Source organism: Rhodophyticola sp. (genome assembly GCF_965284195.1).
Lineage (GTDB): Bacteria > Pseudomonadota > Alphaproteobacteria > Rhodobacterales > Rhodobacteraceae > Rhodophyticola.
Genome location: NZ_CBDIRM010000001.1, coordinates 2787202 through 2808309 on the forward strand (window position 1 = coordinate 2787202; position 21108 = coordinate 2808309).

The 21108-nt window shown below is 63.5% G+C and carries 21 protein-coding genes; 12 read left to right on the forward strand and 9 right to left on the reverse strand.

What is annotated here, in order from left to right:
- Positions 1–801, reverse strand: coding sequence for a S49 family peptidase (locus ACQ651_RS13970; protein WP_430449578.1), 801 nt, complete (start codon positions 799–801; stop codon positions 1–3).
- 144 nt (positions 802–945) lie between these two features.
- Here ACQ651_RS13970 and modA point away from each other — a divergent pair, with 144 nt between their 5' ends.
- The 3 genes from modA to modC are packed head-to-tail and all read left to right on the forward strand — an operon-like array spanning position 946 to position 3538.
- On the forward strand, positions 946–1755 hold the full coding sequence (gene modA / locus ACQ651_RS13975; protein WP_430449579.1) for a molybdate ABC transporter substrate-binding protein: 810 nt from the start codon (positions 946–948) through the stop codon (positions 1753–1755).
- The gene (modB, locus tag ACQ651_RS13980; protein WP_430449580.1) at positions 1752–2450 is read left to right on the forward strand and encodes a molybdate ABC transporter permease subunit; all 699 of its coding nucleotides are present in this window, start codon (positions 1752–1754) and stop codon (positions 2448–2450) included. Before modA ends, modB begins: the two co-directional genes overlap by 4 nt.
- Entirely contained in the window at positions 2447–3538 is a 1092-nt protein-coding gene (gene modC, locus ACQ651_RS13985) for a molybdenum ABC transporter ATP-binding protein (RefSeq protein WP_430449581.1), read from the forward strand. Before modB ends, modC begins: the two co-directional genes overlap by 4 nt.
- A gap of 3 nt (positions 3539–3541) precedes the next feature.
- Here modC and ACQ651_RS13990 read toward each other — a convergent pair whose 3' ends face one another.
- The 7 genes from ACQ651_RS13990 to ACQ651_RS14020 all read right to left on the reverse strand — a co-directional run bounded on the left by ACQ651_RS13990 (position 3542) and on the right by ACQ651_RS14020 (position 10433).
- Positions 3542–4345, reverse strand: coding sequence for a 3-hydroxybutyrate dehydrogenase (locus ACQ651_RS13990; RefSeq protein WP_430449582.1), 804 nt, complete (start codon positions 4343–4345; stop codon positions 3542–3544).
- Complete coding sequence (locus ACQ651_RS13995; RefSeq protein ID WP_430449583.1) at positions 4342–5856, reverse strand: class I adenylate-forming enzyme family protein; 1515 nt, start codon at positions 5854–5856, stop codon at positions 4342–4344. Before ACQ651_RS13995 ends, ACQ651_RS13990 begins: the two co-directional genes overlap by 4 nt.
- A 96-nt stretch (positions 5857–5952) precedes the next feature.
- Positions 5953–6810, reverse strand: coding sequence for a phosphonate ABC transporter, permease protein PhnE (gene phnE / locus ACQ651_RS14000; protein WP_430449584.1), 858 nt, complete (start codon positions 6808–6810; stop codon positions 5953–5955).
- Positions 6807–7715 (reverse strand): phosphonate ABC transporter, permease protein PhnE, encoded by a 909-nt coding sequence (phnE, locus tag ACQ651_RS14005; protein ID WP_430449585.1) that lies wholly within the window; start codon positions 7713–7715, stop codon positions 6807–6809. The genes phnE (ACQ651_RS14000) and phnE (ACQ651_RS14005) overlap by 4 nt, the downstream gene beginning before the upstream one ends.
- Positions 7716–7726: 11 nt before the next feature.
- Positions 7727–8539 (reverse strand): phosphonate ABC transporter ATP-binding protein, encoded by an 813-nt coding sequence (gene phnC / locus ACQ651_RS14010; RefSeq protein WP_227286901.1) that lies wholly within the window; start codon positions 8537–8539, stop codon positions 7727–7729.
- A 122-nt stretch (positions 8540–8661) separates the two neighbouring features.
- Complete coding sequence (gene phnD, locus ACQ651_RS14015) at positions 8662–9591, reverse strand: phosphonate ABC transporter substrate-binding protein (protein WP_430449586.1); 930 nt, start codon at positions 9589–9591, stop codon at positions 8662–8664.
- Between the two features lie 215 nt (positions 9592–9806).
- Complete coding sequence (locus ACQ651_RS14020; RefSeq protein ID WP_375551452.1) at positions 9807–10433, reverse strand: DapH/DapD/GlmU-related protein; 627 nt, start codon at positions 10431–10433, stop codon at positions 9807–9809.
- Between the two features lie 186 nt (positions 10434–10619).
- On the opposite strand from ACQ651_RS14020, the gene ACQ651_RS14025 reads away from it, so the two are divergent.
- The 3 genes from ACQ651_RS14025 (at position 10620) to ACQ651_RS14035 (ending at position 13840) form a co-directional block, all read left to right on the forward strand.
- Positions 10620–11774: an alpha-D-ribose 1-methylphosphonate 5-triphosphate diphosphatase gene (locus ACQ651_RS14025; RefSeq protein ID WP_430449587.1), complete on the forward strand. Its 1155-nt coding sequence runs from the start codon at positions 10620–10622 to the stop codon at positions 11772–11774.
- A gap of 16 nt (positions 11775–11790) precedes the next feature.
- Positions 11791–12627, forward strand: a complete 837-nt coding sequence (locus ACQ651_RS14030) for a sugar phosphate isomerase/epimerase family protein (RefSeq protein WP_430449588.1) — start codon at positions 11791–11793, stop codon at positions 12625–12627.
- Positions 12628–12889: 262 nt separating this feature from the next.
- Positions 12890–13840 (forward strand): sulfotransferase domain-containing protein, encoded by a 951-nt coding sequence (locus tag ACQ651_RS14035; RefSeq protein ID WP_430449589.1) that lies wholly within the window; start codon positions 12890–12892, stop codon positions 13838–13840.
- Between the two features lie 4 nt (positions 13841–13844).
- On the opposite strand, the gene ACQ651_RS14040 is transcribed toward ACQ651_RS14035, so the two are convergent.
- Positions 13845–14579, reverse strand: a complete 735-nt coding sequence (locus ACQ651_RS14040) for an endonuclease III domain-containing protein (RefSeq protein ID WP_430449590.1) — start codon at positions 14577–14579, stop codon at positions 13845–13847.
- 224 nt (positions 14580–14803) lie between these two features.
- On the opposite strand from ACQ651_RS14040, the gene ACQ651_RS14045 reads away from it, so the two are divergent.
- The 6 genes from ACQ651_RS14045 (at position 14804) to ACQ651_RS14070 (ending at position 21097) form a co-directional block, all read left to right on the forward strand.
- Positions 14804–15568: an SDR family NAD(P)-dependent oxidoreductase gene (locus ACQ651_RS14045; protein ID WP_430449591.1), complete on the forward strand. Its 765-nt coding sequence runs from the start codon at positions 14804–14806 to the stop codon at positions 15566–15568.
- Positions 15565–16818, forward strand: coding sequence for an enolase C-terminal domain-like protein (locus ACQ651_RS14050; RefSeq protein WP_227286909.1), 1254 nt, complete (start codon positions 15565–15567; stop codon positions 16816–16818). The genes ACQ651_RS14045 and ACQ651_RS14050 overlap by 4 nt, the downstream gene beginning before the upstream one ends.
- Position 16819: 1 nt before the next feature.
- Positions 16820–17920, forward strand: a complete 1101-nt coding sequence (locus tag ACQ651_RS14055; protein ID WP_227286910.1) for an ABC transporter ATP-binding protein — start codon at positions 16820–16822, stop codon at positions 17918–17920.
- A 23-nt stretch (positions 17921–17943) separates the two neighbouring features.
- The gene (locus ACQ651_RS14060) at positions 17944–19158 is read left to right on the forward strand and encodes an ABC transporter substrate-binding protein (protein WP_227286911.1); all 1215 of its coding nucleotides are present in this window, start codon (positions 17944–17946) and stop codon (positions 19156–19158) included.
- A gap of 91 nt (positions 19159–19249) precedes the next feature.
- Positions 19250–20203 carry a carbohydrate ABC transporter permease gene (locus ACQ651_RS14065; protein WP_430449592.1) on the forward strand — a complete coding sequence of 318 codons (954 nt, stop codon included), beginning with the start codon at positions 19250–19252 and terminating at the stop codon, positions 20201–20203.
- Positions 20204–20215: 12 nt separating this feature from the next.
- Complete coding sequence (locus ACQ651_RS14070; protein WP_375551445.1) at positions 20216–21097, forward strand: carbohydrate ABC transporter permease; 882 nt, start codon at positions 20216–20218, stop codon at positions 21095–21097.
- Positions 21098–21108: the final 11 nt, after the last annotated feature.

Genomic DNA, 21108 nt, shown 5'->3' on the forward strand with positions numbered 1-21108 from the left:
TTACAGACCGTATCGCGCATAGGCCGCGCGGGTATCGAGGGCGCCCGCCGCTTCTTCCACGATCTGGACCCCAAAGCGCTGAAGAAGGCCGCGCCTGGGCCCGTACACGGCAAACCGGGTCTTGTCGCCGTAGATCTCCTTCATCTTCGGCCGCAAATGGCTCAGACCATCGGCAAGCCCCAGATCGACCGCTTTGCGGCCAACCCAGAATTCACCCGTGAAAAGGTCTTCGCCCTCGCCGATCCGCGCGCCGCGGCTGTCCTTGACATGGGCGATGAAGGCCTCGTGGATCTGCTCCTGGATGGCCCGCAGGCGCGCCACATCCTCCTCCCGCTCCGGGCGAAACGGATCGAGCATGGATTTGTCCTTGCCCGCGGTATGAACCCGCCGTTCGATCCCGAAGCGCCCGATGAATTCATGCAGCCCGAAGCTGGCCGAAATCACCCCGATCGATCCGACGATGGAGCTTGCATCAATCCAGATCTTCTCGGCCGCGCAGGCGAGCCAATACCCGCCCGATGCCGCGACATCTTCCACAAACGCGTGGACGGGCACGTCTTTTTCCTCGGAAAGTCGTTTGATGCGGGCCGCGATCAACGAGGATTGCACCGCCGACCCGCCGGGCGAATTGATCGATAGTGCCACGGCCGCAGGTTTGCCTCGGGCGAAGGCCTTTTCGAGTATCGGGCCCATCGCCACATCGCTCAGAACCGGGCCCCGCCCTGCCCCGGTGATCACACCCTGAAGGCGCACGACCGCCACCAGAGGATCATTTTTCATGAATGGGATGAAGCGCTTCATGGGACGGCATGTAGCCTGCGGGTCGGGTCCGAACAAGGCACGGCCCCAAGAAATAGGGTCTCTGTGCCCGTCATGTGGCAGCGGGGCCGGAAAAACCGTCATCGGCGCTGGACTTTAGCCCGAAACTGACGCGCAATTGCGCAGATGAGTACAAGATCCCAACCTTCCAGCCGTCTGCATCCCAGAGCTTTTTCAAGCCGGCTTCTGCCGGCACTGGCCGCGCTTTTTCTGAGCCTCGCCCCCTTTGGCGGGGTGAGTCAGGCGCGCGCCGACACCATTCTGATCTTCGCGGCGGCCAGCCTGCGCGAGGCGCTGGACGAGGTGGCCGCCGTCTGGACCGGCGCGCCGCTGTCGGTGTCCTACGCAGGCAGTTCCGCCCTTGCCCGGCAGATCGAGGCTGGTGCACCGGCGGATCTGTTCCTGTCCGCCAACATGGCCTGGATCGCGCATCTGGCCGAACGCGGCATCTCCGCCCCCGAACGGACTATCGCACTGCTTGCCAACCGGCTGGTCCTCGCCGGGCCGGCAGATGCCGTTCATCCGGTCGAAGATCTTGCCGCCGCACTGGCCGCGCTGCCCGGGGATGCCCGGATTGCGACCGGATTTCTGGAGGCGGTCCCTGCCGGGATATATGCGCGCCAGGCGCTTGAGGCCTCGGATCTGCTTGAAGATCTCATACCCCGCATCGTCCAGACCGAAAATGTGCGCATCGCGCTCGCCCTCGCCGCGCGGGGGGAGGTCGCCCGGGCAATTGTCTACCGCACCGACGCGCTGGCAGAGCCCGGCGTCGCGATCGAGGTGCTGATCCCCGATACGCTGCATGACCCGATCCGCTATCCCGCCGCCCTGATGACGGCCAGCACGCACCCGGAAGCGGCCGCGTTTCTGGCATTTCTCACCTCGCCGCAGGCCATGGCGATCTTTCGATCCCACGGGTTCGAGGTGCCGGAATGACATTTGGACTTGGCCCGGCGGAGTGGCAGGTGGTCGCCCTGTCGCTACAGGTCGCAATATGGGCGACGCTGGCAAGCCTGCCCTTTGGCATCCTTGCGGCGATGGCGCTGGCCCGCGGCCGGTTCTGGGGGCGCGAGGCGCTGAACATCGCGGTTCATCTGCCGCTGGTGCTGCCGCCCGTGGTCACGGGATATCTTCTGCTTGTCCTCTTCGGCTCCCAGGGGCCGTTGGGTCGTTTTTTCGAGGCCACACTTGGCCTGACCTTCGCGTTCCGCTGGACCGGGGCGGCGCTGGCCTGCGCGATCATGGCCTTCCCGTTGATGGTTCGTGCGATCCGTCTGGCACTTGACGCGGTGGACCCGAAGCTGGAGGAGGCCGCGGCGACCCTCGGGGCCTCCCGTCTGCGCATCTTTGCAACGGTTACCCTACCGCTGATGCTGCCGGGCATACTGGCCGGTACCGTCCTTGGCTTCGCCAAAGCATTGGGCGAGTTTGGTGCGACGATCACCTTCGTCTCCAACATCCCCGGCCAGACCCAGACCATCCCCACGGCAATCTACAGCCTGTTGCAGGTCCCCGGGCAGGAGAACGCGGCGCTGCGGCTGATCGTGATGTCCATCGCCCTGTCGGCGGCGGCACTCGTCGCTTCGGAATGGCTGGCGCGCAACATGGCGAAACGGGTGCGCGGATCATGAGCATCCAGTTGAGCCTGCATCACCGGTTTCCGGATATGGAGCTTTCCATCGATTGCACGCTGGAGGGCGGGCTGACGGCCATCTTCGGCCCCTCCGGCGCGGGCAAGACAAGCGTGCTGCGCGCCGTCGCCGGTTTGCTGCATCCCGATCAGGGGCGGCTCCGGATCGGCGAGCGCCTGCTGCTGGACACCGGCGCAGGCATCAGCATGGCCACAGCGGATCGCCAGATTGGATATGTCTTTCAGGAACCGCGCCTGTTCCCGCATATGACCGTTGCCGCCAACCTGCGCTATGGCGAGGCGCGCGCAAAGGGCCGCGCCCTGCCGCTCGGGTTCGACCCGCTGGTCGCTCTGCTTGGCCTTGGGGAGCTTCTGAACCGCCGTCCCGCCACGCTGTCCGGCGGCGAAGGCCAGCGGGTCGCCCTTGGCCGCGCGTTGCTGTCCGCCCCGGATCTTCTGTTGATGGACGAGCCGCTTTCGGCCCTCGACACGCGGAGGAAGGCGGAGCTTCTGCCCTATTTCGAGAGGCTTCGCGATCAGGTCGGGATCCCGATCCTCTATGTCAGCCATGATGTGAGCGAGGTTGCCCGTCTCGCAGATACCGTCATCCTGATGGACAAGGGACAGATGCGCGCAATCGGCCCGGCGGCGGATGTGTTCGCGGGCGGCGAGACCGGGGACCAGATCAGCCGGGATGTGGCCGGCGCGATCCTGCATGTGACGGTCGCCGGATATGATGAGCGGGACGGCCTGACGGAAGCGCGCATCGGTCAGCATCCGATCTGGCTGCCGGGGCGTATCGGCGCGATGGACGACCGGCTGCGCCTGCGGCTGGATGCGCGCGACGTGATGTTGATGCGCGAGGTGCCGCAGGGGATCAGTGCGCTGAACGTCCTTCCCGCGACGGTTCTGGGCATCGCGGCGGGACCCGGCTCGGGCGCGTTGGTCAGGTTGGATCATCAGGGTCAGACCCTTGTCGCGCGGGTCACCAAACGATCCGTCCGCGCGCTTGATCTGAAACCCGGGCTGGCGCTGCATGCCATCGTGAAATCCATGTCGGTCACGCAGGAACGTGTCGGCCCGGCGTAGCCGCTATTGCGCGGTCCAGCCCCCGTCCACCGGAATTGACGTCCCCGTGATGTTATGGGCGACGGGCGCGCAGAGCCACAGCGCCATCGCCCCGATTTCAGCCGGATCGGACATCCGGAGTGTCGGTTGCTTTTCTGCCAGAAGATCGGCGATCCCCGCGTCGCGGTCATCGCCATGCGCCCTGGCGCGTGCTTCGATCTGCGGCCCGATGATCGCGGTCTCGGTCCAGCCGGGGCAGATGCAATTGACCGTCACCCCGCCCGATGCCCGGGAACCCGCCGTCGCATATTCGAGGGCCGCGACGCGGCTGAGCCCCACAAGCCCGAATTTCGCCGCCACATAGGGCGCCTTTTTCGTCGAAGCGACCAGCCCGTGAACGGAGGCGATGTTGATGACCCGGCCATAGCCCCGCTCCGCCATGCCCGGCAGGGCCGCCTGCATCGTGTGAAACGCGGCGGAAAGGTTGACGGCAAGGATTGCCTCCCATGCCTCGCGCGGCATCCGGGTCAGGGGTGCTGTATGCTGGATCCCTGCGTTGTTCACCAGAATATCCGCGCCGCCCCATGCCTCCACCGCCTCCATCAACTCCACGATGCGGTCGGGGTGGCGCAGATCCCCGTTGAAAAACTCCGCCTGCGGCGCGCCAAGCTTGCGCAGATGCTCGCAAACCTCATGGATCTGCGCATCGCCCGCCAGCCCGTGAACCGCGATCCGGGCGCCGGCGCCGGCCAGCGCCTCGGCAATCGCCAGTCCAATACCCTGAACCGAGCCGGTGACCAGCGCGGTCTTCCCTCTCAGATCGGTCATCTCTCCTCCTCCAGAAATCTGCGCAGTTCGGTCTTGAGTATCTTCCCATAGTTGTTCTTGGGCAGGTCCGGCATCGAGATATAGCGTTTCGGGCGCTTGAACCGGGCGATATGCTCGATGCAATGGGCCTCCAGCACGGCCGGGTCCATCTCGTCACCCGGCGCGCTGACCACGAAGGCGACCACCTCCTCCCCCCACTCCGCGGAGGCTCGCCCGACAACCGAAACCTCATGCACCGACGGATGCTGCAAAAGCACCTCCTCGATCTCGCGGGGGTAGATGTTGCTGCCGCCGGAAATGATCACATCCTTCGACCGGTCCTGCAATGTCAGGTAACCGTCGGCGTCCAGCTGCCCGATATCGCCGGTCATCAGCCAGCCGTCTTTCAGGGTCTTCGCGGTCGCGTCGGGGTCATTCCAGTATCCGGGCATGACAGGCGCGCCGCGCACCATGATCTCGCCGGGGGTGCCTTGGGGCAAGGGCGTGCCGGCGTCATCCCCGATGGCGATTTCCACCATGGACTGGGCCCGCCCGACCGAGGCCAGCCGCGCCCGCCAGTTCGGGTGCGCCCGATCCGCGACATCCCCGCGCGACAGGGCGGAAATGGCCATCGGGCACTCGCCCTGCCCATAGATCTGAACGAATTTGGGGCCGAACCAGTCCACCGCCTCTTCGATATCGGCCAGATACATCGGGCCGCCGCCATAAACGATGGTCTTGATCCCGCGGCCGTCTCGACCCGCGGCCTTGGCGGCATCCGTCAGACGGCGCACCATGGTCGGCGCCAGAAACATCGAGGTCGGGCCGAAACGTTCCGAAAGCTCCAGCAGCTCCGCCGGGTCGAACCCGCCGCCGACGGGGCAGATATGCCGCGCGCCCATGCGCACGTGGATCAGGGCGTACAAGCCCGCCCCATGGCTCATCGGGGCCGCGTAATACGCAGCGTCTTCCGGGCTGACCGGATCGACATCGACGGGGTAGCAGAGCGAGGTCGCGGCCAGCATCCCGTGGGTTATCCGTACACCCTTGGGCTTGCCGGTCGTGCCCGAAGTGTAGAACAGCCATGCCAGATCGTCCGAACTCCGGCTGACGGGCGGCAGCCGGCCGCCCGAAGTCATGCGCGCAAAGCGGCTGCCAGAGATGTCGATCAGGTCGGTATCCGTTTCGGCGGCAAGGGCCTCCGCCAGATCCGGGGTCACGAAGACCCTCTGCGCGCCGCTGTCCTTGACGATCCACGCGGTCTCTTTCGCATGCAGCTTTGCGTTGATCGGCACGACGGCGCCACCGGCGATCCAGACACCGTAGCAGACGATCAGGTAGTCCGGGCAATTGGTCATGAAAATACCGATGCGGTCCCCCGGCATCAGCCCGCCATCGGCAAGCGCGCGGGCCAGAGCCCCGGCGCGCGCGGCAAACTCGGCATAGCTCGCCACCGGCTTCGCGCCCCGCATCAAGGCCGGGCGGTCACCCGCCACGCCGGCGGTTCGCAACAACCAATGGGCCGTGTTCATGCTCTCCTCCCCCTCGGATCGGGGGTGATTGAGCATGCAACTATGGGCAGGCGCAAGTTCTGCGGTCGGGGCGACCGCGTCAGAGCGGCGGAAGATCTAGCGTTCCTGCGTCCCGATGGCCCAGCCCCGCACCCGTTTCGACAACCAGTCGATGGCGAAGATAAGGATCAGCACGTTCAGAACGACGAAGGCGACCTGATCGTAGAGCGACGCCCGGAACCGTTCGATGATGATCATCCCGATCCCGCCCGCGCCGACGATACCGAGGATCGTGGCCGAGCGCGTGTTGCTTTCCAGAAAATAGAGCGACTGAGAGATGAATACCGGCAGAACCTGGGGAATGTAGCCGTAGCGGATGACCTGAAGCGGCCCGGCCCCGGTGGATTTCACGCCCTCGACCTGCTTGCGATCGATGTTCTCGATCGCCTCCGAATAGAGCTTGGACAAGGTGCCCACGTCACTGACGAAGATCGCTAGCACGCCGGCAAGCGGCCCCAGCCCCACGGCCCGCACGAAGACAAGGCCCCAGACCAGCTGGTCGATGCCGCGCAGAATGTCGAGAAACCGTCGCACCACTTGCCGAAGCGGCGCGAAGGTCACGATGTTGCGAGCGGCCATGAACCCCACGAACAAGGCGCCGATCGTGCCCAGAAGCGTGCCCAGAAAGGCCATCGCCAAGGTTTCGGCAATCCCGCGATAGATATTGGCATATTGCCAGTTGGCCATGTCCTCCCAGACCACGAAGGCCCGAAGAAGCGACAGAACACGGTCGGACGTCTCGAAGAACCGCGCGATGTCGAAGTACCAGAGCGACCAGAACACGTAGAGGACGGCAACCGCCCAGGGCGCCCAGCGTCTGACGAGTTTGCCGGGTGTGTCGAAAACGCCGGGGTGGCGGGCGCGGATTTCCGCGATCTCGGCATCGGAGACCGCCGTGACGGTAGCCAGGGTCATGCGAAATTCTCCCGCCCGATATAGCCAAGGCGCAGCCGCTCGCTCAGCAGATCAATGATCGTGACGGTCAGCACGACGAAGATCAGGACCGCCAGCACACGGTCATCGGAATAGAAACTGATCACACGGTTGAGTTCCTGACCGATGCCGCCCGCGCCGACGAAGCCGATGATGGAGGAGGCGCGGACATTCACCTCGAACCGGAGCAGCGCGTAGCTTACGAAATTCGGCGTGACCTGCGGCACCACACCGTAGAGCATTTTCTGCACCCATGTGCCGCCGACCGCCGTGATCCCCTCCACCGGGCGTGACGAAGCGTTCTCGTTCACCTCGGCGAAAAGCTTGCCCAATGCGCCGGCCGAATGGATCGCGATGGCGATCACCCCGGCAAGCGGGCCAATCCCGATCATGAAGACGAAGACAAGCGCCAAGAGGATCTCGGGGATGCCACGGCAAATTTCGAGAAAGCGACGTGACACCCAGTAGATCCAGCTGTTGGGGGCGAGGTTGGCCGCCGCCGGAAAGCTGAGGACAAAGGCCACCGCCGTTCCGATCAGCGTTGCCGTGATGGCCATCAGGATCGTTTCCCAGATCAGCTCCAGATAGAGCCAGAAATCCGTGTACCAGTAGGTGATGGAGCCCGGCACAGCGCGGCCTTCCTCCGTCCTGCCCTCCAGCAGGTTGCCCCATTGCAGATCCGGGATGATCGTGCCGAAATACTCGAAGATACGCGGGATCCCGTTGGCCAGACGCTCGGGATAGAACTGGCTGATCCAGACCGACAGCGCGAGGCAGACCAGAAAGGCCGCCAGCATGATCAGGTTCATGGTGCGTTTGGAGGCCTTCAGCTCGGCCCGGTGCCGTTCGAAGAGTGCAACGGAGCTGTCTGCGGTCTGATCGCTCATCCCGGGGGCCCTCACACCGCTTCCTTGGCGCGCGGTCGGGGACCGGGCGCCAGACTAGTGGAGGTCGCGGCCTCGTTGAAGGCCTGATCGGCCTCGGCCCCGTAGATTTCCCGCGCCATGCCTTGCGTGAGCTGCGCGGGCGTGCCGTCGAACACCACCCGCCCGGCCTGCATGCCGATGATCCGGTCGCAGTAATCGCGGGCGGTATCCAGCGTGTGGAGGTTGCAGATGACGGTAATGCCGTCTTGCTGGTTGATGGTGCGCAGCGCGTCCATCACGATCTTCGCATTCAGCGGATCAAGGGAGGCGATCGGCTCATCGGCCAGCAGGATCTTCGGCTCCTGCGCAAGGGCGCGGGCGATGGCCACACGCTGCTGCTGACCGCCCGAAAGCGTCTCGGCCCGCTGCAAGGCGGTATGCGCCATGGTCAGCCGGTCCAGCGCCTGAACCGCGAATGCGCGCTCCGCCGGGGTGTAGATCTGCGCCAGCGCCCGCCAGGCAGGCAGATCGAAAAGCCGGCCCGTCAACACATTGGTCAACACATCCAGGCGACCCACCAGATTGAACTGCTGAAAGATCATCGCGCAGTCCGAACGCCACTGGCGCAAATCGCGCCCCTTCAGTTGCGCGATGTCCCTGTCCCCGAACAGGATCTGCCCCTCCGAAGGGTCCGTCAGCCGATTCAGCAGGCGCAGGAGCGTCGACTTGCCGGCCCCCGACCGGCCGATGATGCCGACCATCTGGCCCTCGGCGATTTCAAGGTTCACCCGGTCGACGGCAGCGGTATCGCCAAACCGGCGGGTCAGGTTGTCTAGCTTCAGCATCTAAAGGTGCCCCCTGAAGAAGTGGACCTTGCGCCGTGACCGTCCCGGTCCGATCGGCACACAGGCGAGATACGAAAACGGGGCCGGGCACTTGGCCCGACCCCGGTATGGACAGATGCCGCCTAGCGCTCGCCCTGAAGCTCGCGACGCATGTTGATGATCGGCTCGTAGAACTCATGGTTGATCGGCCAGTAGCCCATGGACTCGCCGTCATTGATCGCATCGAAGCAGTCGCGATCTGCGACCTGCAACTGCATCATCGCGCCCATGACCAGATCCTTCAGTTCCTGCGGCAGGTCGGAGCGGATCACGCGGGGGCCATTGGTGATCAGGTTCGACCGCCAGATGATCTGGATCTCGGACATGTCCAGCATGCCCTTGTCCACCATCGAGCGCAGGTTGCCGCGGCTGTAGCCTTCGTTGATATCGCCCACGCCCGAGGTCCAGGTCACGCCGGCGTCGTACTGCCCGTTCAGAACCGCGATGACGGCCTGTTCATGACCACCGCCGAAACCCGTTTCCGAGAAGAACGCCTCCAGCACGAGCCCCTCTTCGGCGGCCAGTTCGTAGGACGGCACCAGATAGCCGGACGTGGAGTTGGGGTCGGCAAAGGCAAGGGAGTGGCCTTCCATCTCCTCAAGCGAGGTGATGCCGCTGTCGGCGCGGGTATACATCACCGCGTAATAGCCAAGCGAGCCGTCGATCTGCATCGTGGTGTAAAGCGGCTCGACCGCGTCGGGATCCTGCAGGGAGATACCCGCATAACCCGAGGAGCCGAGGCCGGCGAATTCCAGCTGGCCGGCCAGAAGGCCCTGCATCACGCCCGCGTAGTCGGATGCCGGATAAAGCTCGACCGGAATGCCGAGACGCTCTTCCAGATAGGCCTGCTGGCAGGCATGTTCACGCAGGCGGTCGGCCTCGTTCTCGCCGCCCAGAATGCCGATCCTGAAAACCGGAACCTCTTCACGCCAGTCAGAAGCCTGGGCAAGTGCCGCGGTGGAGGTCAATGCGGTGGCGCCGATAATCGCGGCGGTCAATGTCATCTTGAGCATTTGGTTTGTCCTGTCCTGAACGTTTCTATGTTCAGAGCCAGGGCCGTCCCTTGTGGCCCCGGTCCCCTTAGGTGCAAGGGCTGCGTAGGGGCCTGTCGTGACGGTTTGGCGACGGAATTGTTAAACCTCTGTAAACCGCGTCTAGACAAATCCGCCGCTTGCGCGCGCAAGCCTTTGGCGCGCGCGCGCTTTCCAATGCGACACCTCGTCGGGCATCATGCGGAGGCACCGTATTTTTCGATGAAGGCATCGATATCGAGTGCCCGAAAATCGGGCAAACCGTCCCGCAATTGATCATGGGACCAATCCCACCAGGCGATGTCCATCAGCGCCTCGCCCTGCGATCTGGAGAAGCGCGGCCGGATCTCCCGGGCTGGAACGCCGCCCATGATCGTGTAGGGCGGTACATCGCGCGTGACGACGGCGCCGGCGCCGATCACCGCCCCGGTGCCGATGGTGACACCCGCGGTCACGGTCACGCCGTGACCGATCCAGACATCATGGCCCAGGGTCACCCAGTTGTCCTTGCGCCATTCGAAAAACTCCGCGTCATCCTCTCCCAGACCGTACGCTTCGGCGCGGTAGATCGCGTGATGCTGGCAAACCCGCCACGTGGGATGGTTGCCCGGGTTGATCCGCGCGCCATTGGCGATGGAACAGAACTTGCCGATCGTGGTCCAGACCACGTGGCCATCCTCGGTGATGTAGGAGTAATCGCCCATCTCGCTGGCTTTGATCCGGGTCCGGCGGCCTACCTCCGTCCACCGGCCGAGGGTGACGTCGTCGGCCACCTCCGCCTCGGGGTGGATGCTCGGGCTGGGGCTCAGGCGTGTTTGGTCCATCGGCAAGTCTCGCGGGATATGGCGTGTCTGGGGCGACCCTAATCGCGATATCCCGTCCGCCGAAAGACAAAGCCGGGCTTGTCATGAAACTGTCACCGCCCTTGCACGGATCCGTTACACTAGCATTGTCAAGAAAGGCCGAATCCCGAACGCCCTTCCCTCCACCTCCGAACAAGGACCAACGCGATGTTCGATGCCCCCGCCGATCGTCCGCTGCTGATCAGCAACGCCACTCTGGTAACCCCGACCGGGTGCGTGACCGGCGGTGTGGCGGTGGAGGGCGGGACGATTGCCGAGATCGGCCCGGGGATCACCGGCGGCGTCGATCTGGACGGTCAGATCCTGATCCCCGGCATCGTCGATCTGCACACCGACCATGTGGAGACCCATATTCACCCGCGAAGCCACGTGCAGTGGGCCTTTCTGCCCGCCCTCATGGCCCATGATGCGGTTGTGATATCCGGCGGCACGACAACGGTGTTCGACAGCCTGTCCGTCGGCGCCTCGATGCAGCGGCCCGAGCGCAGGACGATACTCGGGCCCCTGATCGACGCGCTGGAACATGGCCAGCGCAAGGGCATGTTCCGCGCAGAGCATTTTCTGCACATGCGCTGCGAGGTCTCGGACCCGGCGACCATTGCTCTGGTCGACGCGAATGTGACCCGCGACATCGCCCATCTGATTTCGGTCATGGACCATACGCCGGGCGACAGGCAGAGCCCGAACATCGAGAAATGGTTCTGGCACATGATCCGCGATATGGAATTGAGCGAGGCCGAAGGCCGCGAGCGGATGGCCGAACTGCTGGAACGCTCCGCGCGGTTCGGACCAAAGGTCCGCAGCCATGTGGTTTCCGCCGCCCAGCGCCACGACATCCCGCTGATGGCTCATGACGACCGGACCCTTGCCCATGTGGATCAGGCCCAGGCCGAAGGTGTCACCATTTCTGAGTTTCCGACGACGATCGGGGCGGCGCGGCGCGCCCGCGGCCACGGCCAGACAATCGTTGCCGGGGCCCCGAACTATCTGCGCGGCGGATCCCAGTCCGGCAATGTCGCCGTGCGCGAGCTTCTGGCCGAGGGGCTGGTGGATGTACTGGCGTCGGATTACGTGCCGCGCAGCCCGCTTGACGCAGCCTTCGCCATCGCCAGCGACCCGGCCCTGCCATACGACCTGCCACAGACCGTGGCGATGGTGACGGATGCACCGGCGCGGGTTGCGGGACTGACCGACCGGGGCCGTATCGCCACGGGCCTGCGCGCCGATCTGGTCGCGATACGGCTGGTCGGGCAGCAACCTCAGGTCAGCGCGGTATGGCGCGCCGGCCGACGCGTGTTCTGAACGAAAGGCCCCGCAGATGACGACCCCTTTGACAGTCGGCGCAGCCCTCACCACGGCCGATCTGCCCACCTTTCGCGACTGGCTGATCGACGGGCAGCGCGATCTGGAATTGCAGGATTTCCTGAACACCGAGATCCTTCTTGGCGACTGGCAATCCCCTGTCGATCAAGCAAAATCGCTTCTGGACGGCTTCGACGGGCGGCTTGGCATTCACGGGCCTTTCATCGGCGTGCCGATCGACAATGATGACCCCGAAATCGCCCCGATCATCACCCGCCGGTTCATGATCGGGCTGGATATCTGCGCCGCGCTCGGGGCGACGCAGATGGTCGTCCATTCGCCCTACACCACCTGGGACTACAACAATTTCGACAATAATCCCCGGGTGGGCAACGCCCCTTCGGCACGGGAACGCAAGATCGCGCAGACCCATGCGGTGATGCGCAAGGTGGTCGACCGCGCCGAGGCGCAGGGCGTAACGCTGGTGATCGAAAACATCGAAGACATCGCACCCGATGATCGGGCGGAGCTGGCCGAAAGCTTTGGCTCGGATGCGGTGAAGCTCTCGATTGATACCGGGCACGCGCATTACGCCCATCACGCCACCGGCGCGCCGCCTGTGGATTTCTTCGTCACCCGGGCCGGCGCGCGGCTCGACCACGTCCATCTTCAGGATGCCGATGGCTATGCAGACCGGCATTGGCCCATCGGTCAGGGCACGATCCGATGGCATCAGGTTTTCGAAGCCATCGCGGCGCTGCCGGTGCGCCCGCGTCTGTTGATGGAATTGCGGGACGCCTCGAAAATCCCCGCATCGATGCGATTTCTGGAGGCGGAGGGCCTCGCCCGCTGACCGTGACCCGCAGAACGGGGCAAGGGCGTTGCCGCGCGCCTGGTCTGAAACGGTCCCCGGCAATCGGCGGGCATCCCCCGATCCCGGCCCATGACAAGGCAGCCGCGTTGCCCGCAGAACGGGACTGTGCTTTCTGGATTGAACCTCGGAGTGACCAAATCGAATCGACATCAAGCCATCGTTAACCATCTTGCCGATAGGCTTGGCATGGCGCCGAGCAATGCGGCCTTGATGAGACAGGCGTGAGGGGGATGACCGAACAATGCCCGAAGTGATCCTCCATATCGGCGCTCACAAGACCGGCACCACAACCCTGCAACGGCTGTTCGCGGAAAACCGGGAGCTGCTGGAAAACCACGGGGTGCTGTATCCCGACACCAACTGGTATCATTACGCGCAGCACCGTCTCGCCTTCGCGCTCCGTGCCCAGTCCTTCGATGTGGCCGGCGGATGTGCCGAAGCGCGTGCCCAGCTCGACCTGTTGTGCCGCGCGATTTCGGAGACCAAAGCCGAAAAGGTCTTCGTTTCCAGCGAGGAACTGTTCTCAATCCCCCTTGGAAAACTGCGCCTTCTGGCCGAGCGGCTTGGCGAATGGCCGGTCAGGATCATCGCGGTCGTGCGCAGACCGGACGACATGCTGCTTTCCCTCTACAACCAGAACATCAAGCATCCGGGAAACTCGTTTCGCCGGCCCATCGGATACTTCCTTGAAAACCCGCATGAGATCGATCCGGACATGCATGCCAATACATGTATCGGCAACTGGATCGAGCTGTTCGGCCAGGACAACGTGACCCTTCTCGACTACGAGTCGAAATCCCCCGTCGACGTCATTATCGATCATCTCGGGCTGGCCGGTCACCTTGCGCCGCCGCTCCAACGCGACAACCCGAGAGTTCCCGGTATCGTCGGGGAGATCATACGCCTCTCGAAGATGATCGACATGCCCGCCGAACGGCAGGCGCGTCTCTTCCGGGTTGCACTCAACCTCTTTTCCGGTCGGCCCAAGCTGGACATCCCGACGGAAGACCGGGCCTCGATCATCGCGGCATTCGAGGCGAAGAATGACGCGCTTTTCGCGCGGTTCGGCCGGGAGAACCCCTATCGTGTTAACAGCCTCTCCTTCGACGAGGAGGTCGGGGAAGCCGCGAAACCGCTCAACATGCGGGACATGATCATGCTGGTGAACCGGATCCTGGAGAAGCCGGAGTAGAGCGTCACGCCTGCCGCCGTTGCCCCGCATCATGACGGCGGCGGCCATCGCGCTGCGCCGTCGCGCAGACAGACCGGAGCGGGCAACGCTCGCAGATCGGAACGCCGTTTCGGCAAATCTCCTGACCAAGAACCTTCATGAGCTGGTGGTGCTGATCGAAATCCCTCGCGGTCCAGCTCTCGGGCAGCAGCGGCATGACAAGGTCATAGGCCTGCGCGATGCCGGTCCGCGGGCCGACATATCCAAGCCGCCGAAGCACCCGCAAATGGTGCGAATCTATGACCAGAGCCGCCTTGCGCAATGTGCTGAAGTTGAGTGTTGCAGCCGCGACCTTCCGCCCCACGCCAGGCAGACGTTCCAGCCATGCAAGCGCGTCGCAGACAGCCATGTCTTCGAGAGGTGAGAGCGTGAGTGCACCATGGGCCCGGGTCACCGCCAGAAGCGATGCCTTGAGGCGCGGCGCCTTGAGTTCCGCGAAAGTGACCCCGCGGATTACCTCATAGATTTCGGCAACGGGCGCGTCCCTCACAGCCTCCCAATGCCCGAACCGGGCGACAAGACCTTCGAAAGCGGACAGCGAAACCTCGCCCCGGGTCTTTCCTCCGATAAGTGCCATCACCAGCTGACTGACCGGATCGAGCGCCCGATAGGGCCCTTGCAGGCCGAAATGCCGCTTCAGACGCTGGTGGATATCCGTCAGCTCATGGGTTCGATCATCAAGGTTAAGCAAGAGTTGCATGGCCCGGAGACCCTATCGCATGAAAGGGAACAAATAAAGAACATCTACCTAGCGCCATGCGGTTTCCCGCCGTTCGCAGACAACAGCCGGAGCCCGAAAACCACTCGGACTTTGCATCCATGCTTCCGGTCTGAAAGGGGCGAGACAAAGCGGCTAATCCGAGCACAAGCCGCGGGTTTACAAATCAAACTGGTATGGTAGTAATACTAATAGGGAGATTCGGGATGACAGCAGTTTTGATTACTGGCGCAGCAAGCGGCATAGGCTTGGCAGTGGCCTGTCGCATCCTGAACGATGGCGGACATGCCGTGTTGCTGGATACCCGGCCTGTCGACCCTGACATGCTTCCGCCAGGGTCGGAGACCCGCGCAATTCTTGTAGAAGGGTCGGTGACCGATCCCGCCGCGTGCGAACATGCCGTCCGCGCAGGCATCGCGGCCTTCGGGGGGCTTTCCGGTGTCTCTCACAACGCAGGCATCCAGCGCTACGGCACCGCCGCCGATACCGATCCGGAGCTTTGGAACGAAGTCCTTTCCGTCAACCTCACGGGTGCGTTCAACATCGCAAGGGCCGCCCTGCCGCAGGTGCTGGACACGCGGGGCGCCATTGTTTTCATGGGGTCTGTTCAAAGCCTCGCATCGCAACGGAACGTGGCGGCCTACACGGCCTCGAAGCATGGGCTATTGGGACTTGTCCGGTCGATGGCGATGGATTTCGCCGAACGGGGCGTCCGGGTGAACATGGTGGCCCCCGGTGCGGTGCAGACGCCGATGCTCGACTGGGCCGTATCGCTGGCCGACGCGCCCGACCAGGTCCGGGATGTGCTGAACGGCATGCATCCGCTTGGGCGCGTCGCACGGGCGGAAGAGGTGGCCGCGGTCGTTTCCTTCCTGTTGTCCGACGACGCCTCTTTCATAACCGGGGAGACAGTGCGCGTGGATGGCGGCCTTCTCACCCAGATTGCAGGCACTCCAAAGGATCCGAAATGACGCGCATCGTCGATCTCAAGGCCTACACCGTCGCCGTCCCGCTGGAGGCCCCGCTGCGGCACTCGAACGGGGCCCATTGGGGCCGGTTCGTGCGCACCATCGTCGAGGTGGTGGGCGACAACGGCTTGAGCGGCTTTGGCGAAATGGGGGGCGGCGGTGCCTCGGCGGAGGCCGCCATTCTGGCGCTGAAGCCCTACCTGGAGGGCCATGACCCGCTGCAGCTGGAGCAGATGCGCTGGAAGATCATGAACCCGGTCGGGTCCCTCTACAACAACCGTGTGCAGCTCCATGCCGCCCTTGAAATGGCAAGCGTGGATCTGGCCGGCAAGACACTGGGCCTGCGCGCCTGCGATCTGCTTGGCGGCGCTTTGCGGGAGGAGGTGCCGTTCGCAAGCTACATCTTCTACCGCTACGAAAACGCCGAAACCGGAAAAGGCGGCGAGACATATGCCGACGAGATCGTTGCCCATGCCAAGGCGCTCAAGCAGCAATACGGCTTCCGCACGCACAAGCTGAAGGGCGGCCATTTCACCCCCGACCATGACCTCGAAGTGTTCCGCGCTCTGGCGGAGGCATTTCCCGAAGACGGTCTCAGGCTCGATCCAAACTCCGTCTGGTCGGTGGAGGAGGCGATCCGCGTCGGCCAGGCTATCGAGGGCCTCAACAACGAGTATTTCGAGGATCCGACCTGGGGGCTGGAGGGGATGCGCCGGGTCCGTCAGTTCGTGCGCATCCCCACGGCGACCAACGCCGTGGTCGTCAATTTCGAGCAACTGGCCCAATGCATACGCCACGATCTGGTTGATGTGATCCTGCTGGACACGACCTTCTGGGGCGGCCTGCGGCAGGCGCACAAAGCCGGGCAGGTGCTTGAAACTTTCCAATACGGCGCGGCGGTTCATTCCTCGGGAGAGCTTGGCGTGCAGCTGGCCTCGATGCTGCATCTCGGGGCGGCGCTGCCGAACCTGAGTTTTGCGGCAGACGCCCATTACCACCATCTGAGCGACGACATCATCATCGGCGGCAAGCTCCGCTATCGCGACGGCGCGATCGCGGTTCCCGAGGGGCCGGGGCTTGGGGTGGAGGTCGACCGCGAGAAGCTGGCCGAATACGGCGAGCATTACAAACGGGTCGGCGGCTACCCCTATGATCGGGACCCGGCCCGTCCGGACTGGTATTCGGTGTTTCCGGAACGCCGCTACGCGGACCCTTCGGTGAAAACCGCGTCTCTCACCATGCCGGAGACCTGAGATGGCAGAGGTCGTTCTGAAGAATGCCGTGAAGGCCTATGGCACCCACCCCGCGGTCAAGGGCATCAACCTCAAGATCGAGGACAAGTCTTTCGTGGCGCTGGTCGGGCCTTCGGGCTGCGGCAAGTCAACGACCCTGCGGATGATCGCGGGGCTGGAAAGCATCTCCTACGGCGAAATCTCCATTGGTGGCGAGGTCGTGAACGATCTGCCCTCGCGAAAGCGCGGTGTCTCGATGGTGTTCCAGTCCTATGCGCTTTATCCGCATATGACCGTGCGCAAGAACCTGAGTTTCGGATTGCGTATCACGGGCGTCGCGAAGGACGAGATCGAGCGGCGCGTGGCCTTTGCCGCCGATGTGCTGGAACTGGGCCCCTATATGGACCGCAAGCCGGCGAACCTGTCGGGCGGGCAGCGCCAGCGCGTCGCCATGGGCCGGGCTATCGTGCGCGAACCCAAGGTCTTTCTGTTCGACGAACCATTGTCGAACCTCGACGCGAAGCTCCGCAACCAGATGCGCGTGGAGATCAAGAAGCTCCACCAGCGGCTGCACAACACAATCGTCTATGTGACCCACGATCAGGTCGAGGCGATGACCATGGCCGATGTGATCGTGATCATGCGTGACGGCTATATCGAGCAGGTGGGCGCCCCGCTGGATGTCTTCAACCGCCCGGCCAACAAGTTCGTCGCAGGTTTCATCGGGGCGCCGCAGATGAATTTCTTCGACGGCACCGTGGTCGCAGGCGGCGTCACGATCAACGGGTTCGACGGCATCTTTCCGATCGATCCGGCGCGGTTCAATCTTCCCGCCGTGGGCCGGCCCGTGACCATCGGTTTGCGACCCGAGGACATCGTGCCGTTCGGCCATGGCGTTCAGCCGGAACGGCCCGTCGAGTTTGAGGCAAGCGTGCCGCTCAGCGAGTCGCTCGGCAATGAGAGCATTCTGTTCGCCGAAACAGGCACCGTCAGTTTCGCCGCCCGGATGCAGCAACCCAGAGCGGTTGCCGAGGGCGAGATCCTGACCTTCGAGGCGGACACCGGCAAGATCCATCTTTTCGACCAGGACAGCGGGTCCACCCTTCGCAGGGACCCGGACTGAAGACATATCAGAGGAGGAACGAGATGAAGAACTGGAAACTGGGAACGGCCGCTTGCGCGCTGATCCTGTCGGCGGCGATGAGCGTCCCCGCGGAGGCTCAGGTCTTGATGGCTCATGACAAGGATTTCTGGCGCGACGGCATGGATGTGATGGCCGAGGCCGGCGACTTCGAACATACCGGCTATGTCACCGAGCAGTACCGCGCCTTCCTGCAAAGCTCGATGTCGGCAAACAACCCGCCCGATATCTTCACATGGTGGACAGGCAACGCCCTGGCCGACATCGTGGCCTCCGGGCAAGTGGCCGATGTGGGTGAATTGTGGGATGAACGCATCGCCGCGGGGGAGTTTTCCGAAGGCACGCGCGACCTCTTTTCCGTGGATGGCGTGACTTATGCGATCCCAATGCTGCTGGCGCGGTGGGTCGTGTTCTACAACATGGAAATGTTCGAAGAGCACGGGCTGAGCGAGCCCACGACCTGGGAAGAGCTGGAACAGGCCGCCGAAACCTTGCATGCCGCCGGTATCACGCCGTTCCATGCCACCGTTCAGGACGGATGGCGCGGCTTCATCTGGTTCTCGGAGATCATGATCCGGCAGAATGTCGAGGCGTATCACGGCCTTCATGACGGCTCGGTTCCGTATGACGGGCCGGAGGTGCAGGCGGTCTTCGATCAGTGGCTGGAATGGTACGAGGCCGGTTACTTCTCAGACCCCCGCTCGAACGAGGAAGCGCAGGATTTCGCCCGCGGCGAAGCCGCGATGTATCTGATGGGCGAATGGGCCGCCGGCACCTTGCTGGAAAACGGCATGACCATCGGTGAAGATCTTGGTGTCTTCATCATGCCGAACGCCAATCCGTCCCAGGCGCCGGGCGTGATCGTCGAAGGGGCCCCGATCCTGATTTCGCAGGAGGCGTGGGAGAACCCCGAGGCGCGGCGGGTCTACGAGTTCTGGGCCTCGACCGAAGGCGCGAATGTCTGGGCCGAAACACAGAGCCTTTACACCGGCAACCTCGCCGCGACCGCGCCCAACGCGATCATCCAGGAAATCTCCTCGGACATCGAGGCCGGCGGCCACACCGCCATCACCCGCTGGTGGGAGGCCGTGCCATCCGACCTTCAGGGGGATATCGTGGCGGAACTGTCGAGCTTCATGCTCGATCCAACGCCGGAAACGGCGGCGGAGGCCATGGCCAACATGCAGGCCTTCAACGCCGACTATTGGGCTGATCAGTGATCTGACCAGGTTGGCCTGATCCGGCCCCCGCCGGAGTTCTCCCCTCCGGCGGGGACCACAAATGCCGCGATAGACGCAGGAAAGCGGACCGATGACGTCACCACACAACATGCCTGACGCGGATCTACAGAAGCTCGATTTTTCGCGCTATGCCGAACAGGAACGCCGCGAGCGCCGCCGCAGCATGTGGACCGCACTCGGCTTCATGTCGCCCGCGATCGTGCTTGTCAGCTTCTTCCTGCTCTACCCGGTCGCCTACAATGTCTATATCAGCTTCACCCGCTGGCGCCGCTTTACCGGCTTCGACGAATGGGGCGGACTGTCTCAATACCAACGCCTTCTGGGCAATCCGAATTTCTCCGAGGCGATGGCGAACACCATCATCTGGGTCGGGGTCTCGCTGGTCCTGCCGGTGGCGATCGGTCTTTTCATCGCCGTCATGTTGCGTGGCCAGAAAATGGAGGAGACCGCCAAGAGCATTTTCTTTCTGCCGCGCATTCTGGCCCCAACCGCGGCGGGGGTGATGTGGTTCTATGTCTATGCTCCCGACGGGGTGCTCAACTCGATCCTGTCGCTGTTTGCCGCCGAGCCAGTGAGCATCGGCTGGCTCTACAACGAGAACACGATCACGCCCTCGATCATCGTGGCCTATCTCTGGCAGACTGTAGGTCTGGCGATGGTGCTGTTGCTGCTTGGTCTGGCGGCCGTGCCGAAAGACCCGCTGGAAGCCGCTTCCGTCGAAGGCGCCACGCGCTGGCAGATCTTCCGGCACGTGACGCTGCCGCTTCTGCTGCCGACGATTCTGGTGGTGGTGATCCTGTCGGTTCTCGCGGGCTTCACGGTTTTCGACCACATCTGGGTCATGGCGCGGGATTTCCCGGGCAAACGCACGCTGTCGCTGACCGTCTACATGTATGTGGAAGCCTTCGACCGGTCGTCATGGGCCTATGCCTCCGCCATCGCGGTGGTGCTTGGGGTGATCGTGCTGAGCGTGACCTGGCTGCAGGTGATCCTGCAGGACCGGATCGACCGAATGACCAAATAGGAGGGCATGAGGATGGCCGTAGATCTCAGCACCCTCGACTATGGCGCAATTGCCCGGACCGAGGCGCGCCGCAACCGCGAGAACAAAGGCGTCTTCGTCCTCATGATGGTGCTGAGCATCGCCTGGCTCGCGCCCTTCTATTACCTTATCGTGTCGGTTCTCAAATCACCTGCAGAGTATGTGGCGTCGCATCCGCTCGCCCTGCCCTCGGGCATCATGCCGCTCTTCGCCAATGTCACCGATGCCTGGGTGGAGGCGCGGATGGGCTTCGGCGTGCTGAACTCTCTCCTTTACGGGGTCGTGGGCGCCGGCGTTGCGGTCTTCATCGCGATCATGGCGGCCCACGGGCTCGCGCGGTACCGGTTCTCGGGGCGAACCTTCTGGTTCATGCTGATCTTCGCCGGCACGATCTTCCCCTTCCAGATGTATCTGATCCCGCTTTTCTTCACCTATCTGGAACTCGGCCTGCTCGACACGCGGATCGGGATGATCCTGTTCTACACAGCGATCTGCATCCCGTTTCCGGTTCTGGTGATGCGCAACTATCTCACGCAGATGTCGTCCGAAATGGACGAGGCGGCGCGGATGGACGGATGTTCGGAGTTTCGGCTGTTCTTCTCGATCATCCTGCCCAATTGCAAGGGTCCGTTCATCGCGCTGTTCCTGTTGCAGTTCACCTGGATATGGAACGATCTGATCTTTTCCACCGTCCTGACCCAAAGGGTCGAGGTCCGTTCGGTGATGAGTACCTTGCAGGTGTTTCAGGGCGCCTATGCAGACGTGTCACAGACGGTTGTCATGGCGGCCTCCCTGTTGGCGTCGCTGCCAACGGTCGTGTTGTTCTTTGTCCTGCGCCGGCACTTCATGCAGGGTCTTCAGGTGAGTTCGAACTAGAGGGGGCAGGC